Consider the following 23813-nt stretch of genomic DNA (forward strand, 5'->3'; position numbering starts at 1 on the left):
ACGTGCGCGTCACCTTGTCAGCGAATAGGAATGGCTGACATACAGAAACGAAGTGCCGGGACCAAACAGGCAGATCCAGGAGCGACCGTCCATGAACCTCGAATTTTCCCCCGAAGAGATCGCCTTCCGTGATGAAGTGCGCACCTTTATCCGTGACAACTACCCCAAGGAGCTGATGGGGCTCGGCAATCGCGAGGACCTTACCCGCGAGCAGTTCCTGGCCTGGCACAAGATCCTCGGCAAAAAGGGCTGGTCTGCGCCGGCCTGGCCAAAGAAGTATGGCGGCACGGGCTGGACCTCCACCCAGCGCTACATCTGGTCGGAAGAAAATGCCCGCGTCGATGCGATGATGCCCCTTCCGTTCGGCGTCTCGATGGTCGGCCCGGTCATCTACACCTTCGGCGATGAAGAGCAGAAAGCCCGCCACCTCCCCGGCATTCTCGCCGGTGACGTCTGGTGGGCGCAGGGCTATTCCGAGCCGGGAGCAGGCTCTGACCTTGCCAGCCTCAAGACCACTGCTGTGCGTGATGGCGACCACTATATCCTCAACGGCCAGAAAACCTGGACGACCCTCGCCCAGCACGCTGACTGGGGCTTCTTCCTCTGCCGCACCGATCCTTCGGCGAAGGCCCAGGAAGGCATCTCCTTCATTCTGGTCGACATGAAAACGCCCGGCATCGAAGTGCGCCCGATCAAGCTGATCGACGGAACGCATGAAGTGAACGAAACCTGGCTGACGGATGTCCGGGTGCCGGTCGAGAACCTCGTCGGCAAGGAAAACGAAGGCTGGACCTACGCAAAGTTCCTGCTGGCGCACGAGCGTTCCGGCATCGCCGGCGTTGCCCGCTCCAAGCGCGGCGTCGAGCGCCTGCGGTCGATCGCGTCCCAGGAAACCATGGATGGCACGCCGCTGATCAGGACAGACGAGTTCGCCCGCAAGATCAGCCAGCTCGAAATCGACCTGACCGCGCTGGAGTTCACCGAACTGCGCACGCTGGCATCCGAAGCGGCCGGCAAAGGCCCTGGCCCGGAAAGCTCGATCCTGAAGATCAAGGGCACCGAGATCCAGCAGCGTCTGACCGAACTCACGCTGGAAGCTGTCGGCAATTACGGCGCGCCCTATGCCCGCGGCATGGACAATTTCGGCGTCAACGAAGTGGGCGTCGGCCCGGACTACTCCAATTTCAGCGCTGACAATTACTTCAATATGCGCAAGACCTCGATTTATGGCGGATCCAACGAGATCCAGCGCAACATTATCAGCAAGATGATCCTCGGCCTCTAAGGCACCGGGGCAGGGAGGAGATTACATCCATGGATTTCAATTTCACCGAAGAACAGACGATGATCCGCGACAGCCTCGCCAGGCTGATCAAGGACCAGTATGATTTCGACACCCGCCGCAAGGTCGTCGCCTCGAAAGATGGCTGGCGTCCGGAAATGTGGGCCCAGTTCGCTGAGCTTGGCCTCCTGGCTGCGCCGTTCTCGGAAGAAGACGGCGGCCTTGGCGGCGGACCGATCGACGCGATGGTCGTCATGGAAGAATTCGGCAAGGGCCTCGTGGTCGAGCCGTTCCTGCAAACCGTTGTTATTGCGGGTGGTTTCCTGAAGGCTGGCACCGACGCGCAGAAGCAGGAGCACATTGCCGCCCTGGTTTCCGGCGAGCGCGTGTTCGCTTTCGCCTATGCTGAACCCAAAGGCCGCTACAACCTCGCCGATCTGGAAACGACCGCATCGAAAGATGGCAGCGGCTGGAAGATTTCCGGTCACAAGGCCGTCGTGATCGGCGCGCCCTGGGCGTCTCACCTGATCGTCACGGCACGGACCTCCGGTGGCCGCCGCGATGCAAAAGGCGTGGGCGTGTTCATCGTCCCGAAAGATGCCAAGGGCGTCACCACGCGCGACTACCCCACGGTTGATGGCCGCCGCGCCTCGGAAGTCTATTTTGACAACGTCACCGTCGGCGCCGATGCCGTTATCGGGGATCCCTCCGACAGCCTCGGGCTGGTTGAGAACGTCACGGATCAGGCCATTGCAGCCCTCTGCGCGGAAGCCTGCGGCGCCATGAAAGTGGCCAATGCCCAGACGGTCGACTATTCCAAGACAAGGAAACAATTCGGTACGCCGATCGGCAAGTTCCAGGTCCTTCAGCACCGCATGGCCGACATGTTCATCGAGCATGAACAGTCTATCTCCATGACCTACATGGCGACGCTGAAACTCGACGAAGATGACGTGACCCGCAAGAAGGCAGCGTCTGCTGCGAAGGTCCGCATTGGCCAGGCCGGCCGGTTTGTCGGCCAGCAGTCGATCCAGATCCATGGCGGCATGGGCATGACCGACGAACTTGCCATCGGCCATTACTTCAAGCGTCTGACGATGATCGATTCCGAGTTCGGCAATGTCGACCATCACCTGAAGCGCTATACCGAGCTGTCGGCAACGGACATGGCCGTCGCAGCTGAATAAGGCCTGCCGGTCATTAACCAGACGATAGCGGGGCGGCTCCGGAAGGGCCGCCCCGTTTGCATCGGGCCTTGCCCGGCCCGGAATTTGCAGGTCTGCGGGGCGTTAACGGATCATCGTCCTGGCGGCGTTATATTCGACTACCGGCCAGATTTGAAGGAGCGCTGCCTTGATCCCTCCAGGCGATACATCGCGGAACTTGCAGATCCTCGTCGCGGCGTCGACCTATCGGCGCAACGATATGCTGGACGGCCTCCTGAAAAGCCTGTCGGCGCTGACCTTGCCGGAGAATGCGGATGTCCGTTTCGTGATCATCGACAATGACGGGGCGGGAAATGCCCGCCCCGTGGTCGAGAAATGGCAGCCTGCTTTCTCCGCGCCGCTTAGTTATGAACTTGAGGAAGAACCCGGCGTCACGCATGTTCGCAATCGCGCACTGAAGCTCGCAGGTGAGGCAGACCTTCTCGCCTTCATTGACGACGACGAGTTTGCCCATCCTCAATGGCTTGCCGCACTCGTTCGTCGATATCGCGAAACCGGCGCAGCAAGTGTCTTCGGGCCCGTCCAGTCGGTCTATCCGCAATCGGCGCCGCAATGGATGAAGGATTGGGGCGTACACGGAACACAGATCATGCAGGACCGTGACCAGACCAAGCCTGGCGCTACCTGCAACTGTCTGATCGACATGACCGTCGTGCGCCGGGAGGGCCTGCTTTTCGACCCGCGCATGTCGCTGACAGGCGCAGAGGATACCCTGTTTTTCACGCAGCTGCTGGATCGCGGTCACCGGCTCACCCAGGCGAAGGATGCGCTGGTGTATGAGCATGTTCCGGAAGACCGGGCGCGGGCCAACTGGCTCTTGCGCCGCTGGTATCGCACCGGTCTCACCGATGCGATGATTGCCGGGCGGCACATGAAGCCGGGCATGGCGCGCGTCAAAGGCGGCGTCAACGGGGTGGCCCGCGTCGTCGCCGGCAGTTTCCTGACGACCCTTACGGTCCTGGCTACACTGGGTCAGAACAGGCGCGCGATCCTGGCGCGCGCCTACACCGTCAGCCGGGGGCTCGGCATGATTTCCTTTGCGCTCGGCAAGAGCTATGAGGAATACGGACGGAAAAAAGGGTCGGCCTAGGCTTTCTGCGCCCAGTAGTTTTCAAGGCTGGTCGCAATCGCCTCACACGGGGCGCGGGCTTCGGGGGGCGCGCCAAAGGCGACCATGGCCGATCCCTCAATCGAGCTTTCCGTTCCAGTTGCCACAGGCCAGCGCGCGCCGAAAATCATCGCGTCGCCGAGCGTGGCGAGGTATTCGCCGAACTCCGCCTCCCGACCATCCCGGAAAAGGGGGAGCCAGAGGATCAGCAAGGCGCCCGGCCAGCGCTTCAGTGCCTTGGGTGTCCACAGCGCAAGCGCCTCGATGTCCCGTTGGGTTTCATAGCTCGGGTCAACCAGCACAACCAGTTGCTCGCCGCCACGGGGCGCAAGCTTCAGCGCGCCGGTATAACCGTCAGCTTTCTGGATGCGGATGCGGTCGTCGCCCCTCATTGCTTCGGTAAGGGCGGCGTTCTCCTGCGGGTGCAGCTCGAACAGGACCATCCGCGCCGATTTCGGCAGTAGCGCCTGCGCCAGTGCCGGGGACCCGGGATAATCCTTCATGCCGCGCGCATTGACGAGGTCCATCCAGCCGGAAAGCGGCGACGGCGCCTTGCCCTTCATCAGGGCAATCACGCCATCATCAGACTCGCCCCGTTTGCGGGCCTGTGCATTGGTAAGGTCATACCGTCCGCGTCCGGAATGGGTTTCCACATAGAACAGAGGCCGCGGCCCGGCTGCCGCCGCTTTCAGCAGCGTGTCGAGCACGCCATGTTTGAGCACATCGGCGCGGTTTCCGGCATGAAAGCCATGCTGATAGGAGAGCATGCGGCCTCTGTATGTCTGAGTAGGGGGCAGGCCCCGCCAGGCTACTGCCCGGCGAGACTTGCCTTTCGGGTGGCTTCAAACTCGTTGCCCGGATACCAGGTCGGCCAGCTGTCGGAATTGGCAATGCGAAGGCCCACTTCATACAGCGCCTGCAGGTCCTCCTGGAAACCTGTCAGGTCCCAGTCGTCGGAATATTCGTCCATCGGCTTGTGATAGCGCTCGGCCGTGTATGCTGCCGCCGCAGCCCGCCCGGCGGCGACGCCGCCTTCGCGCTTGTCCTCCCCTTCGCCGGCATACAGCATCGGCACGCCTTTCTTGGCGAGCGAGATATGGTCGGAGCGGTAGAAGTAGCCAGCTTCCGGGCGGCCATCCGGGGTGATGACGCGGTCATAGGCGACCAGCACGTCTTTGAGGATGTCCTCAAGCTCGGAGGCGCCATATCCCACGACCGTCATGTCCTTCGTGCGGCCCATTGGCAGGGCGCCGTCGATGTTCATGCCGGCAACTACCTTGTTGTGGGGAACCGTCGGATTGTTGGCGTAGTATTCAGAGCCGAGCAGCCCGGACTCCTCCAGCGTCACGAACAGGAACATCATCGACCGGTCGAGCGTCTGCGCCTTCATCGCTTCGGCGATCTCGAGGATGCCTGCAGATCCGGTGGCATTGTCCACAGCGCCGTTGAAGATCTGGTCTTCGTAGAAGTCTTCGCCGGGCGCGCCCTTCTTCATGCCAAGATGGTCCCAGTGAGCGGTATACAGAACGTATTCGCCGGGGGTCTTTGTGCCCGGCAGGATGCCGATGACGTTGCGGCTGGTCAGGGGGTCAATCGTCTGATGGATTTCGCCGCGGGCTTTCACGCCTTCAAGTGCCACCGGCTTGAAGCCCGGCGTCCTGGCGGCCGTCTTCATAGCCTCGAAATCCAGACCTGCCCTGGCGAACATGTCCACGGCGATGTCGCGCTGGACCCAGCCTTCCATCATTGCCCGTTCGGCGCCGCCATCGGGACGCACGAGGTCGGACTGAGCGCCGGTCCAGGAATTGGCGACAACATCCCAGCCATAGGAAGCGGGCTCGGTTTCATGGATGACGATGGCAGCGGTTGCGCCCTGACGCGCTGCTTCCTCGAACTTGTACGTCCAGCGGCCGTAATAGGTCATGGACTTGCCGTTGAAGAGTCCGGGATCGCCGGTTGCAAAGCCCGGGTCATTGACGAGGATCAGCACGGTTTTCCCGGTATAGTCCTGGCCGGCATAATCATCCCAGCCATATTCCGGCGCGACGGCGCCGTATCCGACGAAGACGACATCTGTCGGATCGAACGTGATGTGGTCGGTGTTCTGGTGTTTCGTCCAGACAACGGCCTGATCCTTCAGGTCGAGCGAAAGCTCTTCCTGGTCGGGCCAGGTCAGGACAAAGCTCGAGTTCGCCGGATCAACGGTCTGGTTGACCATTTTCACTTCCTGGAACCAGCTGCCATTGTCGCCCCCGGGCTCCAGCCCGATGCGGGCCAGCTCGGCCGCGATCCAGGCGGCTGAGGCTTCGCCCGTTGGCGTGCCGGGGCCGCGGCCTTCAAACACGTCATCGGCCAGTGTCTTGACGCGGACGGCCAAATCCGCCGGCGTGATCTCGGTCGTGGTGGCTTCCGGCAGCGGCAAAAGCAGCTCTTCTGCGGGTGTTTCGGCCACTTCGGGCGGCGCAACGGGCTCTGTTGGCGTCGAAGGCGCGCAGGCAGCAAGCGCAAGTGCGGCGGCTGAGAGGGTCAGGTGTTTGATGTTCATGTGAACGGTTCCCCGTCTGGAATCTGTGTTGTCCCGGTCTCGCACGCCAGCGCCGGACGGGCAAGCAACCGGCTGGGGCAGGCGCGTTGCCATGCGCCGGTTGTCTTGGCCACAAAACACGCCCATTTGTCAGCCAGCGTTCATCACCTTCCGGCTATGAGACGCATCATTGGGGGGACAATATGAGAGTTGACGCCATGCCAGCTTGCCTTCGCCCTTCCGGCATCGCCGTTTTCCGGCTCGTGGCCGGTATGGCCGCCGCGCTTTCAGTCGCGGTCGCTGCCTGCGCCACGCCGGTCACGCAGGGGGCGCTCAGCCCGGCTGCCCAGGTGTCTCCCGCCTTCATTCCCGAGCGTGACCAGTTCATTTCCCAGGACGGCGCCCGTCTGGGGCTGACCGTCTGGCCGGCCGAAGGAACCGATACCCCGGAATATGTCGTCGTGGGTGTTCACGGCATGAATGATTATGCCAACGCTTTCCATATGGCCGCGCCTTACTGGGCCAGGCATGGCGTCACCACTTACGCCTACGACCAGCGGGGCTTTGGCCGCTCGCCCAACAAGGGAATCTGGCCGGTAGAGGAACTGATGCGCGAAGACCTGCGCACAGCTGTGGATGTCGCCCGCGCCCGGCATCCGGATGCCACCATCACGGTTGTAGGCATCTCGATGGGGGGCTCTGTTGCAATGACGGCATTTGGTTCAGACCGCCCGCCGAGGGCCGACAGGCTGATCGTCTCCGGTCCGGGCCTGCGCGGCTGGGGCGCGATCAACCCGCTTTACCGGGTCAGCCTCTGGGCCTCGGCCTATGCCAATCCGGACTGGCTGGTTGTGCCGCCCGTTGGCCTCGTGAAGATCGAGCCATCGGACAACAACGCAATGCTCCGCCGGACATGGTCGGACCCGCACATGACCTACCGGACGCGGATTGATCAGGTCTATGGCCTCGTCGCGCTCATGGAAAACGCCAATTCGGCTGCCGCACGGCTCAGGCCGGGCGTGCCGACGCTGATCTCTTATGGGGCCCGCGACATCGTCATTCCGGAAAACGGCGTGCGCCGCACTGCCGAAATCCTCCCCTCCCATGTCCGCACCGTCTACTACCCCGATGGCTATCACATGCTGCTGCGCGATCTCCAGGCAGAGCGTGTCCATGCCGACTATCTTGCCTTCATGAAAGGTCCCGCCTCGGCGCTCCCGAGCGGCGAAGGCGAGTGGCCGTTCCGCAAGGATTGCACGCATTGGGCGTCGGTGGATCGTCCGCCCGTCGCCTGCTGACGGCGCAGGATGCCGGCTTTTCTTGACGATGAAGATGCCATGCTGGCCCATGATGGGGCCCGGCTCGGCCTGACGGTCTGGAGCCCGGCGCCGGGCCCACCCCCCGATCATGTGATCGTCGGCATTCACGGCATGAACAATTATGCTGGCGAGTTTCGTCTGGCTGCGCCCGAATGGGCCGCGCAGGGCAGGGTCGTTTATGCCTATGACCAGCGGGGGTTTGGCCGATCGGTGAACCGCGGCCTCTGGCCGGTTGAAGAGTTGATGCGGGAAGACCTGCGCACGGCCACTCGCCTCGCCCGCGCCCGCCACCCGGGCGCCACCCTCACGGTGATTGCCATCTCGATGGGCGCGGCCGTCGCGATTACGGCCTTTGCCTCGCCCAGGCCTCCGGAGGCAGACCGGCTCATCCTGTCAGGGCCCGGCCTGCGGGGCTGGGGCGCGCTGTCCCCGGTGTTCAGGGGCACGCTCAAGCTGATGACGGCGCTCAGCCCCGGACTTGTCGTGCGCCCGCCGGCGCTGGTGAAGCCCCGGATGTCAGACAATGCAGCCTTCATCTCCCTGCAGGATGCCGACCCGCTGCATGCAACGGAAAACCGTGTCGACCAGCTTGCAGGGGCTGTTACGCTTATGGAGCGTGCCCACGAAGCGGCAGCCCGCCTTCCCGATGCGCTTCCGGTTCTTGCCGCCTATGGCGCGCATGACCGCGTTGTACCCCCGGAAGGGCCCCGCCGCACGGGGAAGCGGTTTCCGTCCCATGTTCGCACGGTCTACTATCCCGACGGCTACCATGTTCTTCTGAGCGACAATCAGAGGGGCAAGGTGATCGCCGATTACGCTGCTTTCATGGACAATCCGGCCGCTCCCTTGCCCAGTGGGAGCGGCCGCTGGCCGTTCCGTTAGGGATTGAGCGCTTTTCCACAGCAGGCGCGGCCTTGCGGTGGCCAGCGAATGGACAAATATAAAGGCATCTGCCAATCCTGCAGGTGGCGATTCAGCCCTGATCCACAAGGCCATTTTTATGTCGACATCAATTCAGACCGCTCTCAACCTTGTTCCGATGGTCGTCGAGCAGACGAGCCGTGGCGAGCGCGCGTTTGACATCTTCTCCCGCCTCCTCAAGGAGCGGATCATTTTCGTGACCGGCGGGATTGATGACGGCATCGCTTCTCTCATCACGGCGCAGCTCCTGTTCCTCGAATCGGAGAACCCGAAGCGCGAAATCGCCATGTATATCAACAGCCCCGGCGGTTATGTCTCGTCCGGGCTCGCGATCTACGACACGATGCAATATGTCCGCTGCCCGATCTCCACAGTCTGCATCGGCCAGGCCGCGTCCATGGGGTCACTGCTCCTGGCTGCGGGCGAGAAGGGCATGCGTATTGCTCTTCCGAATGCCCGCGTAATGCTGCACCAGCCGTCTGGCGGTTATTCGGGCGTTGCCACCGATATCGAGCGCCATGCCGAGGAAATCATCGAACTCAAGCGGCGGTTGAACGATATTTACGTCCGCCACACCGGCCAGGAATACGATGTAGTTGAAAGAAAGCTCGATCGCGACACCTTCCTTACGGCTGAAGAAGCCATGGAATTCGGGATCGTTGACAAGGTTTATGAACGCCGCACCGCTGAAGACGAAAAATAATCCCCTGTGGGACAAGGTGCGGCCCAGCCCTTGCAGGGCAGGCGAACAGGTTTATTGTCTAGGAAAAGACCATGCTTGGCAGGGGCTTAAAGCCCACGTTAAGCCTTGTATGGCAGTGAGGACCGCATGACCAAACCAAACGGCTCCGGCGATTCAAAGAACACGCTGTACTGCTCCTTCTGCGGGAAGAGCCAGCATGAGGTCAAAAAGCTCATTGCCGGGCCGACCGTGTTCATCTGCGATGAATGCGTCGAACTCTGCATGGACATCATCCGTGAGGAAAACAAAACCTCTGCGATCAAGTCCCGCGACGGCGTCCCGACACCCCAGGAAATCTGCGATGTCCTCGACGATTACGTGATTGGCCAGCGCTATGCCAAGCGGATCCTCTCGGTCGCCGTGCACAACCATTACAAGCGCCTCTCGCATGCGGGCAAAACCGATGGCGTGGAACTGTCGAAGTCCAACATCCTGCTCGTCGGCCCCACAGGCTGCGGCAAGACGCTGCTGGCCCAGACACTGGCGCGCATTCTGGACGTGCCCTTCACCATGGCTGATGCGACCACGCTCACCGAGGCGGGCTATGTCGGCGAGGACGTGGAAAACATTGTCCTGAAGCTGCTTCAGTCGGCTGATTACAACGTTGAGCGCGCACAGCGCGGCATCGTCTATATCGACGAGATCGACAAGATTTCCCGCAAGTCGGACAACCCCTCGATCACGCGCGACGTGTCGGGCGAGGGCGTCCAGCAGGCGCTGCTCAAGATCATGGAAGGTACGGTTGCCGCCGTACCGCCCCAGGGCGGCCGGAAACATCCCCAGCAGGAATTCCTGCAGGTCGACACGACGAACATCCTCTTCATCTGCGGCGGCGCTTTTGCCGGCCTCGAGAAGATCATCGCGGCGCGCGGCGAGAACGCTTCGATCGGCTTTGGCGCCACCATCAAGAGCGGCGAAGAGCGCGGTGTGGGTGCCACGCTCCGCGAAGTCGAGCCGGAAGACCTTCAGAAGTTCGGTCTCATCCCGGAATTCATCGGCCGTCTGCCGGTCCTGGCGACACTTGAGGATCTCGACGAGAAAGCCCTGATCCAGATCCTCACCCAGCCGAAGAATGCTCTGCTCAAGCAGTATCAGCGCCTCTTCGACATGGAAAACGTCCAGCTGACCTTCACGCCCGAAGCACTCGTCGCTGTTGCCCGCCGCGCCATCACACGCAAGACAGGCGCCCGTGGCCTGCGCTCGATCATGGAATCGATCCTGCTCGATACCATGTTCGAACTGCCCAATCTGCGCGGGGTGGAAGAAGTCGTGATCAACGCTGAAGTGGTCGACGGAAATGCCGAGCCGCTCTACGTTCACGCGTCCAAGAGCCAGACCGAAGCGGGCTGATACCTTCTAGTCCACGCACAAGTTCAAAACGCCCGCCTGGTTTTCAGGCGGGCGTTCTTCATTCCGGAAAGTGCACCGTCAGGACATCAATTCTCGGCGGCATCAGGAAGCGCATCGGCAGACCGGTCATGCCTGTTCCCGTTGTCACATAGATCAGCCGCTCGCCCGCCGGGGTCTGGAACTGGTGCAATTCCTTGTCGAACGGCCCCTGCACGGGGATCATCCGCTGAAACAGTCCGGGAATGCGCACCTGACCGCCATGCGTATGCCCGGCCAGCATCAGATCGTACCGGAAGTCGTCAGGCACATTATAGGCCGTGTCCGGATTATGTGTCAGCAGGATGACCGGAACGCCCTCCGGCAGGCTGGCATGAAACCCGAAATCCTGCCGCCGCTCCCACAGGTCCGAAGCGCCCGAGACGATCACGGCCTCTCCGCCGATCTCCACCTCCAGCGCCCGGTTGTGCACCACCCGCGCCTCCGCCTCCTGCAGGACGCGCATCAGTGGCCCGGTCAGGTTCTCTCCGGGAAAGCCCACATCATGATTGCCGAATACGGCGAAGAGTGGCGCCTCAAGGCCTGCCAGCGCCGCAAATTTCCCGGGTAGATCCTCCGCCTCCGGATAATATGTCAGGTCGCCTGCCAGGAACACGGCATCAACATGCTGCGCATTGATCCGGTCAACGATCCGCGCGAGCGGCATCGCGTTGGGAAACAGGCCGATATGCGGGTCGCCAAACAGGGCTATCTTGATGGAAGGGGACGAGGCGCTCGCGCCGGGCAGGATTATTGTGTCCTCATGCACCAGCAGCAGGCTCGGTTCCCCAAAGCGTGCCCAGGCGAGCGGCAGGCTAAGGACAAGCGCTGCTCCGGCAAGCCGGCGAAGGCCCCCGCGCCCGCGGAAAATCGTCCAGAGGCAGAGCAGGGCGAATGGCCAGAAGATATGAGCGCCATGCAGAAGCGCAAGTTTCAGGGAGGTCATGGACGTTTGGGTGCCATGCCATTGCGGCAAGGAAAAGGCCGGCATCCGTCAGGATGCCGGCCTCTGACCAGGAACCAGAACCCCGCGTTCTAGTTCTTGTAGTACATGTCGAACTCGACCGGGTGCGGATGGAGTTCGTACTTCATGTTCTCTTCCATCTTCAGTTCGATGTAGGCATCGATCTGCTCGTCGTCGAACACGCCGCCCTTCTTGAGGAAGGCGCGATCTGCGTCGAGGGCCGCAAGGGCTTCGCGCAGCGAGCCGCAAACCTGGGGGATCTTTTTCGCTTCTGCCGGGGGCAGGTCGTAGAGGTCCTTGTCCATCGCGTCGCCGGGATGGATCTTGTTCTCGATGCCGTCGAGGCCGGCCATCAGCAGCGCCGCAAAGGCGAGATAGGGGTTGGCCATCGGGTCGGGGAAGCGGGTTTCGATACGTTTGGCTTTCGGGTTCGAGCCGTAGGGAATGCGGATCGAGGCCGAGCGGTTGCGTGCCGAATAGGCCAGCATCACAGGGGCTTCATAGCCCGGGACCAGACGCTTGTAGGAGTTGGTCGACGGGTTGGTGATCGCGTTGAGCGCCTTGGCGTGTTTGATGATGCCGCCGATATAGTAGAGGCACATCTCGGAGAGGTCGGCATACTTGTCGCCGGCGAACAGCGGCTTGCCGCCTTTCCAGATCGACTGGTGAACGTGCATGCCCGAGCCATTGTCCTTGTACATCGGCTTGGGCATGAAGGTCGCCGTCTTGCCATAGGACGCGGCCACCTGGTGGATCACGTATTTGTAGAGCTGCATCCGGTCAGCCATGACTGTCAGCGTCGAGAATTTCAGGCCAAGCTCATGCTGGGCCGGTGCCACTTCATGGTGGTGCTTCTCGGGCTCAAGGCCGATTTCACCCATGATCGACAGCATCTCGCCGCGCATGTCCTGCTCAGAATCGATCGGCGGGACGGGGAAGTAGCCGCCCTTCGGGCCGGGACGGTGGCCCATGTTGCCCATCGGGTATTCACGGCCGGTGTTTGCTGGCAGTTCGGTCGAGTCGAACGAGTAGCCCGTGTTGTGCGGGTCGGTCGACCAGCGCACGTCGTCGAAGATGAAGAACTCCGCTTCCGGTCCGAAGAAAGCGGTGTCGCCAACGCCGGAAGCGGCGAGATAGGCCTCTGCCTTCTTGGCGGTGGTGCGCGGGTCGCGGTTGTAAGCCTGGCCGGTGATCGGGTCCAGGATGTCGCAGAACACCACGAGTGTGGTCTGCTGGAAGAACGGGTCGATGAACGCGCCTTTCGGATCCGGCTTCAGAAGCATGTCGGATTCGTTGATGGCTTTCCAGCCAGCGATCGAGGAGCCGTCAAACATCTGGCCGTCTTCGAAGAAGCTCTTGTCCACCATGTCCTTATGGAAGGACACGTGCTGGAGCTTACCGCGCGTATCGGTGAAGCGCAGGTCCACATACTGGACGTCCTGTTCCTTCATAAGCTTGAGAAGATCATCTGCCATTTTTTTTGCCTTCTAATGAGCGTTTTTCGGTGCGGTGTTTTGCGGGGCCTGCGCCGTGTGGCTGGCCCCGCAGGGATCGATCAGAGCGCCGAGTCGCCCGTTTCGCCGGTCCGGATGCGGACAGCATCAATTACGTCAGAGACGAAAATCTTGCCATCGCCAATCTTGTCGGTGTGGGCGGCCTTCTTGATGGCTTCCACTGCGCCTTCCACGGCGCTGTCGGGCAGCACAACTTCGATCTTCAGTTTCGGAAGGAAGTCCACGACATATTCTGCGCCGCGATAGAGTTCGGTGTGGCCGCGTTGGCGGCCGAAGCCTTTTGCCTCGATGACGGTCATGCCCTGCAGACCGATTTCCTGCAGTGCTTCTTTCACATCGTCGAGTTTGAACGGTTTGATGATCGCTTCGATTTTTTTCATTGCGTGGTTTCTCCCCAGCCGTCGGGTTTAGAGTCCATCCGTGCGTATGAGGTGTTCCCGCCTGAAGCGATAGGGGGGTGCCCGCAATTTGGTTCGCTGTGATCGCGAGATTAAAGATTGTGCATCATTGATTAAAGATTGGGCGCCCGCAAATTCACGGAAAAGCAGTAAAATGACGCTAGCGTCACTTTCTTGCGGCGCCAGATTGTGCTACGCAGCGTTAACCTGTGACTTCATGAGGAATGCTCAATATGGCCGTTCAGGACCTCGAAATCGTTGTCCATCCCGACCGGAAACGGTCGCGGTTCCAGCCCCTGAAGGCCTGGCATCACATGCAGAAGCTGATCGCCAACAAGGAGGACACCGAACAGGTGTTCCACATCATCGAAGCGCTCAACGGGCGCTCCTTTGAAAAGAACTTTGCCGCCTTTGTCGCCAGCCCCGAGGGGCGCCAACTCCTCAGGGAGCGCATCTACCTGCCGCCGGTTCTCGATGACCATTCCTGGATCCGGAAGCTGCCGGAGGGTACGGTCGGGCGGGCCTATGTAGACTTCATGGAGCGCGAAGGCCTCACCGCGCAGGGCCTCGTTGAGGAAAGCCTCAAGCACCGCGCCGGCCAGCCGGACTTTGACGACGACTATCTCTGGTTCGGCAATCGCCTGCGCGATACTCATGACCTGTTCCACGTTCTGTCCGGCTATAACCGCGACGCCCTCGGTGAAGCTTCGCTCCTCGCTTTCACCTATAGCCAGAACCCCGGCAACGGCGTCCTGTTTATTGCCTTCATGGGCTGCCGCACCATTGGGAAAAACGCCCCCAAGGCCGCGCGAATCATGGATTGTTTCTGGGAAGGCAAGCGCAATGGCGCGGCCGCCCGGAAGATCATGCGTCAGGACATTGTCGCCCTCATGAAAGAACCTCTGGAAGACGCCCGCGCGCGTCTCGGGATCCGCAAGCCCGTTGCCTATCACCACGCGCTCAGTGTGCTCACCGCCCATGGTTACAGCGCGAAGACCCAGCTGTCGGACGCCGGCAAACTTAGCGAGCCCGTCGCCGCGTGATCTTCCTTATCCGCCACGGCGAAGCGGCCGCGAGCTGGGGAGACCACCCCGATCCCGGCCTGAGCGATCTGGGCAAAGGGCAGGCGGAGGCCGTTTCAGGCATCCTCGAAAAGCTCGGCGCGACAAGCGCGATTTCAAGCCCCATGCAGCGCTGCCGCGAAACGGCCCGGCCCTTCGAGGCCCGCGCCGGTCTCACCGCGAAAGTGGTGCCGGATGTTTCGGAGATCGCAACCCCGGAAGGGGTCGAAGACCGGGTCGCCTGGCTGCGTGGCCTGATGGCCGGTACATGGTCCGAAGCTGGCCCTGATCTTGTCGCCTGGCGGTTCAGAATGGCCGAAACTGTAACCAATCTGGCTGACGGTGTTGCCGTTTTTTCCCATTTTGTCGCGATCAATGCGCTGGTTGGCGCGCTGGAAGGCGATGACCGCGTGACGGTTTTCCGTCCCGGCCACTGCTCTGTTACCCGACTTGAACGCCGCGGCGGGGTCCTGCGTGTTGCAGAATACGGGAGCGAATCTGCAACCCGCGTGCTATGAGGCGGCCCATGGGAAGGCCGATACTTACACCGCAGGAGATGCGTGCCGCCGAGCAGGCCGTGATCAACGCCGGAACCGGCCGCTTCACGCTGATGGAAAGGGCGGGCGAGGCAGTCGCTGAATTCGTCCATGCTCACTGGCCAGATGGCCGTATTCAGGTACTGTGCGGCCCCGGGGGTAATGGCGGCGACGGCTTCATTGCCGCGTCAAGGCTTGCGAAATTCTGGCGGAATGTTGAAGTCTTCTGCACACATCCTGTCAGCGAACTCACCGGGGATACGGCCCGCGCTGCCAGCATGTGGGAGGGACCCGTCCACACGCTGCAAGAGGCCCTGTCCTCTGAGCCCGAACTCGTCCTCGACGCCCTCTACGGCGCGGGCCTCAAACGCCCGCTCGAAGGCTCCGCCGCCATGCTCGCCGAGCGCGGGGGCCGCGTCATCTCTGTCGACGTCCCCTCCGGCATCGACGGCTACACCGGCAAACCCCTCGGTCCTGCATTCAGGGCAGAGGCAACCCTCACCTTCGCCGCACTGCGCCCGGCCCATGTCCTGCTTCCGGGCTCGGCATTTTCCGGCGCCGTCATGGTCGCAGATATCGGGGTGGCCGTGCAGACGGCGCTGGCAGAGAACAGCCCCGCCCTCTGGCACAGCAAGATGCCGCAACCGGGCTTTGGGGTTCACAAATACCAGCGCGGGCATCTCAAGGTCGTCAGCGGCGGCCCCTGGAATACCGGCGCTGCCCGGCTTACGGCCAGGGCGGGCCTGCGCGCCGGAGCGGGGCTCGTGACCGTTCTGTCGCCCCCTGATGCAGCCGGTGTTCATGCAGCCCACCTCACGGCCATTATGCTTGCGCCCTTTGTCACGCCGGAAGACCTGGCCGCCTACGCGGCGCGGTCCACGGCCATGGTCATCGGCCCGGCTGCCGGTTTGACGCAAGCCACCCGCGCCAATGTCGAAGCCCTGCTCAAGGGCCCGGCCCGTGTGGCGCTGGACGCGGATGCGCTGACCATCTTCGGCGACGACCCGGATGCCTTGTTCCGGCAGCTCCGCCCGACCGACATCCTCACCCCGCATGAAGGCGAGTTCTCGCGCCTCTTCGGAGACCTCCTTGCCACCAGCGACAACAAGGTGCAGGCAACCCGTGCCGCCGCCGTCAAGGCAGGCTGCGTCATCCTTCTGAAGGGCGCCGACACCGTCATTGCCCAGCCCGACGGCAACGCGCTCGTCAACACGCACGCGACCCGCTGGCTCGCCACTGCGGGCTCAGGCGACGTGCTTGCCGGTATCATCGCCGCTTTCATGGCGCAGGGGGTGGATACGTTCGTTGCCGCAGCCATTGGCTGCTGGCTCCACGGCGAGGCCGGCCGCCGGGTTGGCGCGGGCCTCATCGCCGAGGATATCGAGATGCAGCTGCCCATCATCCTGAGCGCGCTTCACGGGGAGCTGGGCTGAGCTCAGATCGGCAGCGCCATCAGGCGCGCGCCGGGGCCGTAGATTTCAAGCACACGGCCAAGCTTCTGGGGACCGACCTGCATGTAGGGCACAAAGCCGGCATTGTCCCAGAAGTTTCCCGACTGACCGACCGCAACCAGGCTGACGGCATCAAAACCGAGCCGGAGTGCGGTCTGGTAGGCGTCGTCCAGCATGGCCTTCGAAATCCCTGCCCCCCGCGCTTCGGGCAGGATGGCGATGTCATGGATATAGAAGCAGTCGGGTTCGGGCAGATCGGCCGGGAATGTCTCGTTATTGACGGGCGTATCGCCGAGCTTCCAGGGGAAGGAGATCATGTACCCCACCATCCGGTCACCCATGAAGACGACCCGGAAATACGCTCCGAAGCGTTCCATCCGGTTCGCAAATACCTCCGGCGATTCCCGCAGATCCTCGGGGAAGGCCTGGGCCTGCACGCGGACCGCCTCGGCAATATGCGCCGGTGTCATCGGGATGATCTGAAAAGTCATGTCTGGCGGAGGAAACAGCCTTGGAGCGGGGGAGCCGTCCATATGGCGCATGCTGGCCTGCCTGCCAGAGGGCTGTAGCAGCTTTCCGGCCATATTTATTGTGGTGCGGATGAAAGGACTCGAACCTTCACACCTTGCGGCGCTGGAACCTAAATCCAGTGCGTCTACCAATTCCGCCACATCCGCATGTTCGGGCTTCCTACGCTACACGGGCGTGGCCTGCAACGGGGCTTGCTTAGTTCCCGCTGGCCGATGGAATCCAGCCTGATCTCCCGGTGTGCAGCTCTGCGCAGCCGACGCCTGAGGACCTCAAGGCACGAGGCGCAGGGTCCCAATCGGCAAGATTCAAAAAGTATTCCGTATAAGAATTAATCTGGGCGCCATCACCCGGGGCAGGGGCAGATCTTCCCGCCCGACCGGTCAGCACCATACTCTGCAATTTCTTCAGGTTCCGAGCAGGTGACATCTCCTTGCGGCGTGCAGTGCGCCCTGATGCCCCGCTTCCGGCATCCTCTGGATGCGCGACTGAACCCATATCCGGATAGATGCAGTAAGGCCTCGCCGATCTCTGCCAGCCGCAAAATCGGGGCAGAGGCCCCGGCGCTGCGCGTCTGCGTGAGCCAGAAGCGCCCGCAAGCGCAGCGTTGAGCCCCGTCATGCCCCCAGTCAGAACGCCGAAAACCTGCATGGGGCGTTTTCTCGTCGTCAAAAGCGGCGCCGGCGATCGCCGGCATGATCCACCCGCTTGTCGCGTTATGTTTGACCGCTCCTCAGGTCCCCCTGATGCACGCCATTGCGCCCTCTTGGAGCAATTGATGTGCCAGATGGGCGCAGGAACCGGCATGGCTTCCGGAAACCTGCTGCCTCGGGCGTTTCAGCTTTCCCCGGAACAGGGGCGGCCCACCTGTCAGAGAGGCCCCCGCAGACCCACCTGGCAGCCTTCCGCAGGGTCATCTGACGCCACTGCATATCCCGTGAAGCCGGCGTGGACAGGGCCTTGTGCCTGTGACATAAGCCGCCGCTTCAGGCAGGTACAGCAGGCTCCGGGCGCGCATTCTGGCGTGCGCCGCGCCGCCCAATAGACGGAAGAATGTCCCATGGAAGTGACACAGACCAAGGCAGAAGGTCTTAGCCGCACCTTTGCGGTCAAGGTGCCGGTCAGCGAGCTGCAGGCGAAACTCGATGCCCGCATCGAGGAAATCCGCCCGCAAATGCGCCTCAAGGGCTTCCGCCCTGGCAAGGTGCCCGCCGCTCACGTGCGCAAGATGTATGGCCGCGACCTCATGGGCGAAGTCATCGACAAGCTGGTCAACGAGACCAACCAGAAGGCGCTTGAGGAAAACTCGCTGCGCCCCGCCGGACAGCCCAATGTCGACATGCAGGCCGACATCGAGCAAGTGGTCACCGGTCAGGCAGACCTGTCCTATGAGATGAACGTCGATGTCATGCCGGAATTCACCCCGGTCGACATTGCAACCCTGACCATCAATCGCCCGGTCGCCGAGATCGCGGACGAACAGATCGACGAGGCGCTCAAGCGCATCGCCGAGCAGAACATGAAATATGAGCCGCGCGCTGAAGGCGAAGCTTCCCAGGACGGCGACGCCGTGATCGTCGACTTCGTCGGCAAGATCGATGGCGAAGTGTTTGACGGCGGCTCGGCCGAGCAGCAATCGGTGGTTCTGGGCGCTAACCGCTTCATCCCGGGCTTTGAAGAACAGCTTCTGGGTGTGAAGGCGGGTGATGAGAAAGACCTCAACGTCTCCTTCCCGGAAGACTACCCGGCGGCAAACCTCGCCGGCAAAGCCGCTGTGTTCGAAACCAAGATCCACGAAGTCCGCGCCCCGCAGACGCCGGAGATCAACGAAGAGTTCGCCACCGGCCTTGGCCTTGAAAGCCTTGAGCAGCTGCGCGGTCTCGTGAAGGATCAGCTCCAGAACGAGCACAATGTCGCTTCCCGCTCCAAAGCGAAACGCGACCTGCTCGACAAGCTCGACGCGGCGCATGATTTCGATCTGCCGCCCGGCATGGTCAATCAGGAGTTCGACCAGATCTGGCAACAGCTGCAGCGTGAAATGGACGCTGGCCGCGTCTCTGACGCTGAAAAGACCAAGCCGGAAGAAGAGCTGCGCGCCGAGTACCGCAAGATCGCCGAGCGCCGCGTCCGCCTTGGCCTCGTGCTCGCCGAAATCGGCCGCCTTGCAGACGTACGCATCTCCGAAGCTGAAGTGAACCAGGCCCTCATCCGCGAAGCCCGCCAGTATCCGGGCCAGGAGCGTGAAGTCGTCCAGTTCTTCCAGAAGAATGCCGGCGCGATGGCGCAGCTGCGCGCTCCGATCTACGAAGACAAGGTCGTCGACCACATCCTCGACACGGCAAAGGTTGAGGAAAAGACCGTCACCCGCGAAGAGCTTTTCAAGGAAGACGAAGAGTAAGTCTTTTTCTTACAACGCATTCCAGGCCGGCCAGTCGAAAGACTGGCCGGTTTTGTTTTGGCCGGGTTCTTTCATTCGGGACGTTCTGGTAAATTCCTGTTAACCGGCTTCGCAGAGGTTGCCGTAGTAAATTGACCGGGATTCCAGTTACCCATGAGCGTCCAGAGCCTCCGCCCTCAACTGACCCAGCAGGACATCCACCGGCTGATGAAAGGCGAGTCGCCCGAGCAGCGCGCGTCGGTAGCCCACAGGCTGTGCCGCCGGATCGGCCTCGATGTCCTCAGCGACCGCGAGAAAGACTTCGCCCGCGAGATCATCACGATCCTTGCCAGTGACGCAGCAGACCTTGTCCGCCGCACGCTCGCCGTCACCCTGCGCTCCTCGCCTATCATTCCGCGTGAGATCGCCCTCAAGCTCGCCCGCGACATCGAAGCCGTCGCAATCCCGATCCTGGAAGAATCGCCCGTCTTCACCGAGGACGACCTCGTCGAACTCGTTCTCTCCGTGACCGCTGCAAAGCAGGCCGCCATCGCCGGGCGCGAAGCGGTCTCCATCACCCTTTCCGAAGTCATCTCCGAGCATGGCGCCGTCGAAGCCGTCCGCGCGCTTGCCGAAAACCAGACTGCCGAATGGAGCGACAAGGCCTATGGCGACGCGCTCTCCCGCTTCGGCTCAGATGAAGTCGTTCAGTCCGGTCTCATCCGACGGGATTTCATCCCAGTTCACATCGCCGAGAAAATGGTCTCGCTCGTCTCCGGCCAGCTCTTCGACATGCTGGTCAACCGCCATGAACTCCCGGCCCAGCTCGCCATTGATCTGGCTGCCAGTGCGCGCGAGCGTGCCACGATCGACCTGGTCGAGCAGGCGGGCCGCTCGCATGACCTGCCGCGTTTCGTCTCCCAGTTGAACCTCAACGGCCGGCTCACCCATTCGCTTATCATGCGGGCGCTCTGCTGCGGTCAGATGCCGTTCGTGGAGCATGCCCTGTCAGAACTCTCCGGCGTGGCGCATCAGCGCGTCTGGCTGATGATCCATGATGCCGGCCCGCTGGGCCTGCAGGCCGTGTTCGATCATGCCGGCCTGCCGCGCAAGATGCTTCCGGCCTTCAAGGCGGCGGTGAATGTCTATCATGAAACCGTGCATGACGGCGGGCCGAATGATCGCGCCCGATTCCGTGCCCGGATGATCGAGCGCGTGCTTACGCAGTTCCAGGCGATCCCCAAGGATGACCTCGACTACCTGCTCGACAAGCTGGATTTCTATTCCGAAATGGCGGCCCGCGAAGAAGCCGGAAACACCGGCACTGACGCCGCTTAAGCGTCCGTGCGCGGAGCAACGGCGCCGGAAACACCGGTCGCCTCCAGGAATTCGCCATCCCGCCAGCTGGCATTGTCCGCTACCACCAGAATCCCGGATTCCCGGGCAATCGCCACGGTCTCCTGAAGATCGGCGGACGTCTCCAGCGTGTCTGCGTCCACCCGGATCGTGTCGATCATCAGGCGCAGACCCTCGCTGAGCGGCGTATGCCAGGAGCGGCGCATGTCGATGCCCACACGGAAGCCCACCTTGCGCAGCCGCGTCACGCGGCTCGTGCAGTCAACTGTTTCGCCCGCAAAGGCGGTGTCCTTAAACATCAGGCAGAATTCCTGCTGGCACATCGTCGTCCGGCGCACGGCGGCGTCACAGGCAACCGCAGTATTGGCGTGGGCAAGCGCCGTCATCGGCGCGGGCACCAGGATCGGGCGGCCGAGCGCATTGTCATTCCACGCTGCAGACGCAATCTGCACCAGCCGGTCAGCCAGCCATTTGGCCGGGTCAGCGTCGGCGGCATTGCCCGTTGCCGGGCCAAAGCTCACGCGTTCTTCAAACTCCACGGCTTCTTCTGCGGCCATGCCCAGCATGTCGCCGGCCAGCAGGTGGACGACCGGAACGAGCCGGACGCCGCCCTGTTCAAGCCGTGGGGCAGGGGCATGGACATTGAGGGAAGTCACGCGGGCATCTCCGAAGTCGTTTATCGCTATTGCCTTCCCTAACGGAGCAAGCTGAACATCACGCGGAAGAGACCCGGTGAATTTGCCGGAAATTGAACATAAAGAGGCATCAGATGACCGCCCAAACTCCGCCAGACGCAAAGCTATCGGCAACAATCCTCCTTTTAAGAGAGGGCGTCAGGGCGCCCGAAGTGCTGATGGTGAAGCGGCATTACGAGATCGACTTTGCCGCGGGCGCATTGGTCTTTCCGGGCGGAAAAGCCCATGCAGGCGACACTGATCCTGGCTGGGATGCGTATACGGACGGCGATTTCGGCCCCATCCAGCAGGACGCGCGCATCGCCGCCATCCGGGAGGCCTATGAAGAATCCGGCATCGTCCTGGCGCGCCACCGAAAATCGCTCGGCGCAGGGGCCCCGCTCGTGGGCGCCGACATTGCCGACAAGCTCGCCCCCCACCGCGCCGCCGTTGATCGCGGCGAAATCCCGTTCCTCGACCTGATCCGAGAGCATGACCTGGCGCTGGCGCTCGACCGGCTCATTCATTTCGGCCACTGGATCACGCCGGTGATGATGGCCAAACGCTTCGACACGCATTTCTATATCGCCCGCGCGCCTGGCGGCCAGATCGCCGCCCATGACGGGCGCGAGACCACCGACGCCGTCTGGCTATCGGCGACCGACGCGCTCGAACAGGAAAAAGCCGGTCAGGCGACCATCATCTTCCCGACACGGATGAACCTTGTGAAACTTGCCCAGGTGCAGTCACTTGAGCACGCAGAGCGCCATTTCGGCGGCCAGCCGGTTGTCACCGTCCTGCCCGAGCCCGGCAAGACAGAAGCCGGCGCGCCTTGCCTCTTCATACCTGAAGAGGCCGGATACGGACAGACGGTCGAGCTGCTCTCGAACGTCAAGGTCTAGCTGGCCGCGGCAACCTTCATCGCAACGCGCTTTTCCAGCGCCTCGCATACGGCGTCGGCAACCGACTCGGAGCCTTCGCCCTGAGGGCCGGCGCCTACGGCGGCGCGGCAGGCTTCGATATGCAGGTTGATCAGCGCGCTGTTTTCTCCCGGCCGTGTGCCACTCAGCAGGTCGCAGAGTGATCCGCACAGGCGCGAAACAGCAGGGTATCCATAAGAGGAAGCCGCGCCGCGGATATTGTGCGCGCAGGTATAGAGCGTGCGGTAGTCGTCCGCATTGGCATGGGGCTTGTGTGCCACGCGCCAGGCATCGCGCATCTTTTCCAGATCATTGCGCATCCAGCCTTCAAACTCTTCGGTCAGCGCATCGAGCGCTTCCTCGGCCTGGGCTTCCATGACTTCAGGGTTGGCTTCAAAGGCAGGTTCTGCGAGGGAAACAGCGTCAGGCGCTACTTCCTGTTCGTAGTTGTCGGCGGCCTGCTCGACGAAGGGATCGGTCTGAGCCTGCGGCGGGAAAGAGGCCCGCAGCACTCTTGAGATGTCCGGCGCCGCGACGGCTTGCGCCGGCTTGCGGTTCAACTTGGCTGTTTCGAGACCCTTGAGCAACTTACCCAGCATAACTCCACCCTCGTTTCTGAAGGACTGAAGTTAACCAACAAAATTTAACATTAGGCTGACGCAAGGCTTTGAAATTGCCTCAGAAAGCAAACTGTTCCCTCAAAATGCGCTCATCCAGCGCATGGCCGGGGTCAAACAGCACTTTCAGGGTGCGCGCGGGGTCGGTTTCCACGGTCACCCTGGCAATATCGCGCACTTCCTCATTGTCGGCGGAGGCTGAAACCGGCCGCCGGCCTGGGTGAATCACTTCGATATCCACCCGGGCTTCTGCCTTCAGCAGCGCGCCGCGCCAGCGCCGGGGCCGGAACGCGCTCACGGGCGTGAGGGCCAGCAGTTTCGCCCCGATCGGCAGGATCGGGCCATGGGCAGAAAGGTTGTAGGCGGTCGACCCGGCCGGTGTCGCCACCATCAGCCCGTCACATACCAGCTCCTCCATCCGCACCCGGCCATCCACGATGATCTTCAGCCGGGCCGACTGCGCCGTCTGGCGCAGCAGCGAAATCTCGTTGATTGCCATCGCCCGGTGGACCGTCCCGTTAAGGTCGGTTGCCTGCATCCGCAGAGGCGAAAGCGTCGCCCGCTCGGCCGCTTCGATCCGCTCGATCAGGCCCTCTGGATGATAGTCGTTCATCAGGAAGCCGACCGTGCCGAGATGCATCCCGTAGACCGGTTTGCCGTCATCAAAGCGCCGCCGCAGCGTGTCCAGCATTGCGCCGTCCCCGCCAAGGGCAACGATCACCTCGGCCTCTTCCTCGGAAAAATGGCCATATTTGTCCCGCAACAGCGGCAGCACCTGCTGCGCCTCAGGCCGTTTGGAAGCATAAAAAGCAATACGCAGCAGGGTCATGCGGCGGCATGTGGGAATGTTTTGCCCCACCCGTCAAGGCGCCCGCAGTATGTCCGGGAAAACCCGGCCGCGGGCTTTCC

The 23813-nt window shown here is 62.2% G+C and carries 22 protein-coding genes and 1 tRNA gene; 13 read left to right on the top strand and 10 right to left on the bottom strand.

Going from position 1 to position 23813, the window contains the following annotated elements:
- The first annotated feature begins 91 nt into the window (after positions 1-91).
- From KG722_RS10020 to KG722_RS10030, 3 genes are all read left to right on the top strand, one after another.
- On the top strand, positions 92-1285 hold the full coding sequence (locus KG722_RS10020; RefSeq protein WP_213271653.1) for an acyl-CoA dehydrogenase family protein: 1194 nt from the start codon (positions 92-94) through the stop codon (positions 1283-1285).
- A gap of 29 nt (positions 1286-1314) precedes the next feature.
- Complete coding sequence (locus KG722_RS10025; RefSeq protein WP_213271654.1) at positions 1315-2469, top strand: acyl-CoA dehydrogenase family protein; 1155 nt, start codon at positions 1315-1317, stop codon at positions 2467-2469.
- 196 nt (positions 2470-2665) lie between these two features.
- Positions 2666-3598 (top strand): glycosyltransferase family A protein, encoded by a 933-nt coding sequence (locus tag KG722_RS10030; RefSeq protein ID WP_213271655.1) that lies wholly within the window; start codon positions 2666-2668, stop codon positions 3596-3598.
- Here the strand turns inward: KG722_RS10030 and rlmJ are convergent.
- On the bottom strand, positions 3595-4383 hold the full coding sequence (gene rlmJ / locus KG722_RS10035; RefSeq protein ID WP_213271656.1) for a 23S rRNA (adenine(2030)-N(6))-methyltransferase RlmJ: 789 nt from the start codon (positions 4381-4383) through the stop codon (positions 3595-3597). The genes KG722_RS10030 and rlmJ overlap by 4 nt on opposite strands.
- Before the next feature lie 41 nt (positions 4384-4424).
- Positions 4425-6161, bottom strand: coding sequence for a M28 family metallopeptidase (locus KG722_RS10040; RefSeq protein ID WP_213271657.1), 1737 nt, complete (start codon positions 6159-6161; stop codon positions 4425-4427).
- A gap of 197 nt (positions 6162-6358) precedes the next feature.
- Here KG722_RS10040 and KG722_RS10045 point away from each other — a divergent pair, with 197 nt between their 5' ends.
- The 4 genes from KG722_RS10045 (at position 6359) to clpX (ending at position 10472) form a co-directional block, all read left to right on the top strand.
- On the top strand, positions 6359-7438 hold the full coding sequence (locus tag KG722_RS10045) for an alpha/beta fold hydrolase (protein ID WP_300998413.1): 1080 nt from the start codon (positions 6359-6361) through the stop codon (positions 7436-7438).
- A 9-nt stretch (positions 7439-7447) separates the two neighbouring features.
- On the top strand, positions 7448-8341 hold the full coding sequence (locus KG722_RS10050; protein ID WP_213271658.1) for an alpha/beta fold hydrolase: 894 nt from the start codon (positions 7448-7450) through the stop codon (positions 8339-8341).
- 118 nt (positions 8342-8459) lie between these two features.
- Positions 8460-9083 (top strand): ATP-dependent Clp protease proteolytic subunit, encoded by a 624-nt coding sequence (locus KG722_RS10055; RefSeq protein ID WP_213271659.1) that lies wholly within the window; start codon positions 8460-8462, stop codon positions 9081-9083.
- 126 nt (positions 9084-9209) lie between these two features.
- On the top strand, positions 9210-10472 hold the full coding sequence (clpX, locus tag KG722_RS10060; protein ID WP_213271660.1) for an ATP-dependent Clp protease ATP-binding subunit ClpX: 1263 nt from the start codon (positions 9210-9212) through the stop codon (positions 10470-10472).
- Positions 10473-10530: 58 nt separating this feature from the next.
- Here clpX and KG722_RS10065 read toward each other — a convergent pair whose 3' ends face one another.
- The 3 genes from KG722_RS10065 to KG722_RS10075 all read right to left on the bottom strand — a co-directional run bounded on the left by KG722_RS10065 (position 10531) and on the right by KG722_RS10075 (position 13366).
- Positions 10531-11454 carry a metallophosphoesterase gene (locus KG722_RS10065; RefSeq protein ID WP_213271661.1) on the bottom strand — a complete coding sequence of 308 codons (924 nt, stop codon included), beginning with the start codon at positions 11452-11454 and terminating at the stop codon, positions 10531-10533.
- Positions 11455-11543: 89 nt separating this feature from the next.
- Entirely contained in the window at positions 11544-12947 is a 1404-nt protein-coding gene (gene glnA / locus KG722_RS10070) for a type I glutamate--ammonia ligase (protein WP_213271662.1), read from the bottom strand.
- An 80-nt stretch (positions 12948-13027) separates the two neighbouring features.
- Positions 13028-13366 (bottom strand): P-II family nitrogen regulator, encoded by a 339-nt coding sequence (locus KG722_RS10075; protein ID WP_011647079.1) that lies wholly within the window; start codon positions 13364-13366, stop codon positions 13028-13030.
- A gap of 251 nt (positions 13367-13617) precedes the next feature.
- On the opposite strand from KG722_RS10075, the gene KG722_RS10080 reads away from it, so the two are divergent.
- The 3 genes from KG722_RS10080 to KG722_RS10090 are packed head-to-tail and all read left to right on the top strand — an operon-like array spanning position 13618 to position 16414.
- On the top strand, positions 13618-14427 hold the full coding sequence (locus KG722_RS10080; protein WP_213271663.1) for a Coq4 family protein: 810 nt from the start codon (positions 13618-13620) through the stop codon (positions 14425-14427).
- Complete coding sequence (locus tag KG722_RS10085) at positions 14424-14963, top strand: histidine phosphatase family protein (protein ID WP_213271664.1); 540 nt, start codon at positions 14424-14426, stop codon at positions 14961-14963. The genes KG722_RS10080 and KG722_RS10085 overlap by 4 nt, the downstream gene beginning before the upstream one ends.
- Positions 14964-14971: 8 nt before the next feature.
- Complete coding sequence (locus KG722_RS10090; protein ID WP_213271665.1) at positions 14972-16414, top strand: NAD(P)H-hydrate dehydratase; 1443 nt, start codon at positions 14972-14974, stop codon at positions 16412-16414.
- Between the two features lie 2 nt (positions 16415-16416).
- Here KG722_RS10090 and KG722_RS10095 read toward each other — a convergent pair whose 3' ends face one another.
- Positions 16417-16923: a GNAT family N-acetyltransferase gene (locus KG722_RS10095; protein ID WP_213271666.1), complete on the bottom strand. Its 507-nt coding sequence runs from the start codon at positions 16921-16923 to the stop codon at positions 16417-16419.
- A 101-nt stretch (positions 16924-17024) separates the two neighbouring features.
- A tRNA-Leu gene (locus KG722_RS10100) sits at positions 17025-17109 on the bottom strand.
- Between the two features lie 911 nt (positions 17110-18020).
- On the opposite strand from KG722_RS10100, the gene tig reads away from it, so the two are divergent.
- Entirely contained in the window at positions 18021-19358 is a 1338-nt protein-coding gene (gene tig / locus KG722_RS10105) for a trigger factor (protein WP_213271667.1), read from the top strand.
- 153 nt (positions 19359-19511) lie between these two features.
- Entirely contained in the window at positions 19512-20675 is a 1164-nt protein-coding gene (locus tag KG722_RS10110; protein ID WP_213271668.1) for a DUF2336 domain-containing protein, read from the top strand.
- On the opposite strand, the gene KG722_RS10115 is transcribed toward KG722_RS10110, so the two are convergent.
- A complete protein-coding gene (locus KG722_RS10115) occupies positions 20672-21349 on the bottom strand; it encodes an EAL domain-containing protein (protein ID WP_213271669.1) in 678 nt (225 codons plus the stop codon). The genes KG722_RS10110 and KG722_RS10115 overlap by 4 nt on opposite strands.
- Before the next feature lie 113 nt (positions 21350-21462).
- Here KG722_RS10115 and KG722_RS10120 point away from each other — a divergent pair, with 113 nt between their 5' ends.
- Positions 21463-22269, top strand: a complete 807-nt coding sequence (locus KG722_RS10120; RefSeq protein ID WP_213271670.1) for an NUDIX hydrolase — start codon at positions 21463-21465, stop codon at positions 22267-22269.
- Here KG722_RS10120 and KG722_RS10125 read toward each other — a convergent pair.
- Both KG722_RS10125 and KG722_RS10130 read right to left on the bottom strand, forming a co-directional pair.
- Positions 22266-22886 carry an Hpt domain-containing protein gene (locus KG722_RS10125; protein ID WP_213271671.1) on the bottom strand — a complete coding sequence of 207 codons (621 nt, stop codon included), beginning with the start codon at positions 22884-22886 and terminating at the stop codon, positions 22266-22268. The two genes, KG722_RS10120 and KG722_RS10125, sit on opposite strands and share 4 nt — an antisense overlap.
- Before the next feature lie 79 nt (positions 22887-22965).
- The gene (locus KG722_RS10130) at positions 22966-23733 is read right to left on the bottom strand and encodes an NAD kinase (RefSeq protein WP_213271672.1); all 768 of its coding nucleotides are present in this window, start codon (positions 23731-23733) and stop codon (positions 22966-22968) included.
- Positions 23734-23813 lie beyond the last annotated feature (80 nt).

Origin of the sequence: Hyphomonas sp. (assembly GCF_018402285.1) — a bacterium.
Classification (GTDB): Bacteria; Pseudomonadota; Alphaproteobacteria; order Caulobacterales; family Hyphomonadaceae; genus Hyphomonas.

What these genes read in the sequence shown, in the direction of transcription:
- KG722_RS10110 (WP_213271668.1), top strand. Translation starts at nt 19,512, where the DNA reads ATGAGCGTCCAGAGCCTCCGCCCTCAACTGACCCAGCAGGACATCCAC.
- clpX (WP_213271660.1), top strand. Translation starts at nt 9,210, where the DNA reads ATGACCAAACCAAACGGCTCCGGCGATTCAAAGAACACGCTGTACTGC.
- rlmJ (WP_213271656.1), bottom strand. Translation starts at nt 4,383, where the DNA reads ATGCTCTCCTATCAGCATGGCTTTCATGCCGGAAACCGCGCCGATGTG.
- KG722_RS10040 (WP_213271657.1), bottom strand. Translation starts at nt 6,161, where the DNA reads ATGAACATCAAACACCTGACCCTCTCAGCCGCCGCACTTGCGCTTGCT.
- KG722_RS10020 (WP_213271653.1), top strand. Translation starts at nt 92, where the DNA reads ATGAACCTCGAATTTTCCCCCGAAGAGATCGCCTTCCGTGATGAAGTG.
- KG722_RS10025 (WP_213271654.1), top strand. Translation starts at nt 1,315, where the DNA reads ATGGATTTCAATTTCACCGAAGAACAGACGATGATCCGCGACAGCCTC.
- KG722_RS10080 (WP_213271663.1), top strand. Translation starts at nt 13,618, where the DNA reads ATGGCCGTTCAGGACCTCGAAATCGTTGTCCATCCCGACCGGAAACGG.
- KG722_RS10050 (WP_213271658.1), top strand. Translation starts at nt 7,448, where the DNA reads ATGCCGGCTTTTCTTGACGATGAAGATGCCATGCTGGCCCATGATGGG.
- KG722_RS10090 (WP_213271665.1), top strand. Translation starts at nt 14,972, where the DNA reads ATGGGAAGGCCGATACTTACACCGCAGGAGATGCGTGCCGCCGAGCAG.
- KG722_RS10095 (WP_213271666.1), bottom strand. Translation starts at nt 16,923, where the DNA reads ATGACTTTTCAGATCATCCCGATGACACCGGCGCATATTGCCGAGGCG.
- glnA (WP_213271662.1), bottom strand. Translation starts at nt 12,947, where the DNA reads ATGGCAGATGATCTTCTCAAGCTTATGAAGGAACAGGACGTCCAGTAT.
- KG722_RS10065 (WP_213271661.1), bottom strand. Translation starts at nt 11,454, where the DNA reads ATGACCTCCCTGAAACTTGCGCTTCTGCATGGCGCTCATATCTTCTGG.
- KG722_RS10120 (WP_213271670.1), top strand. Translation starts at nt 21,463, where the DNA reads ATGACCGCCCAAACTCCGCCAGACGCAAAGCTATCGGCAACAATCCTC.
- KG722_RS10055 (WP_213271659.1), top strand. Translation starts at nt 8,460, where the DNA reads ATGTCGACATCAATTCAGACCGCTCTCAACCTTGTTCCGATGGTCGTC.
- KG722_RS10045 (WP_300998413.1), top strand. Translation starts at nt 6,359, where the DNA reads ATGCCAGCTTGCCTTCGCCCTTCCGGCATCGCCGTTTTCCGGCTCGTG.
- KG722_RS10075 (WP_011647079.1), bottom strand. Translation starts at nt 13,366, where the DNA reads ATGAAAAAAATCGAAGCGATCATCAAACCGTTCAAACTCGACGATGTG.
- KG722_RS10125 (WP_213271671.1), bottom strand. Translation starts at nt 22,886, where the DNA reads ATGCTGGGTAAGTTGCTCAAGGGTCTCGAAACAGCCAAGTTGAACCGC.
- tig (WP_213271667.1), top strand. Translation starts at nt 18,021, where the DNA reads ATGGAAGTGACACAGACCAAGGCAGAAGGTCTTAGCCGCACCTTTGCG.
- KG722_RS10130 (WP_213271672.1), bottom strand. Translation starts at nt 23,733, where the DNA reads ATGACCCTGCTGCGTATTGCTTTTTATGCTTCCAAACGGCCTGAGGCG.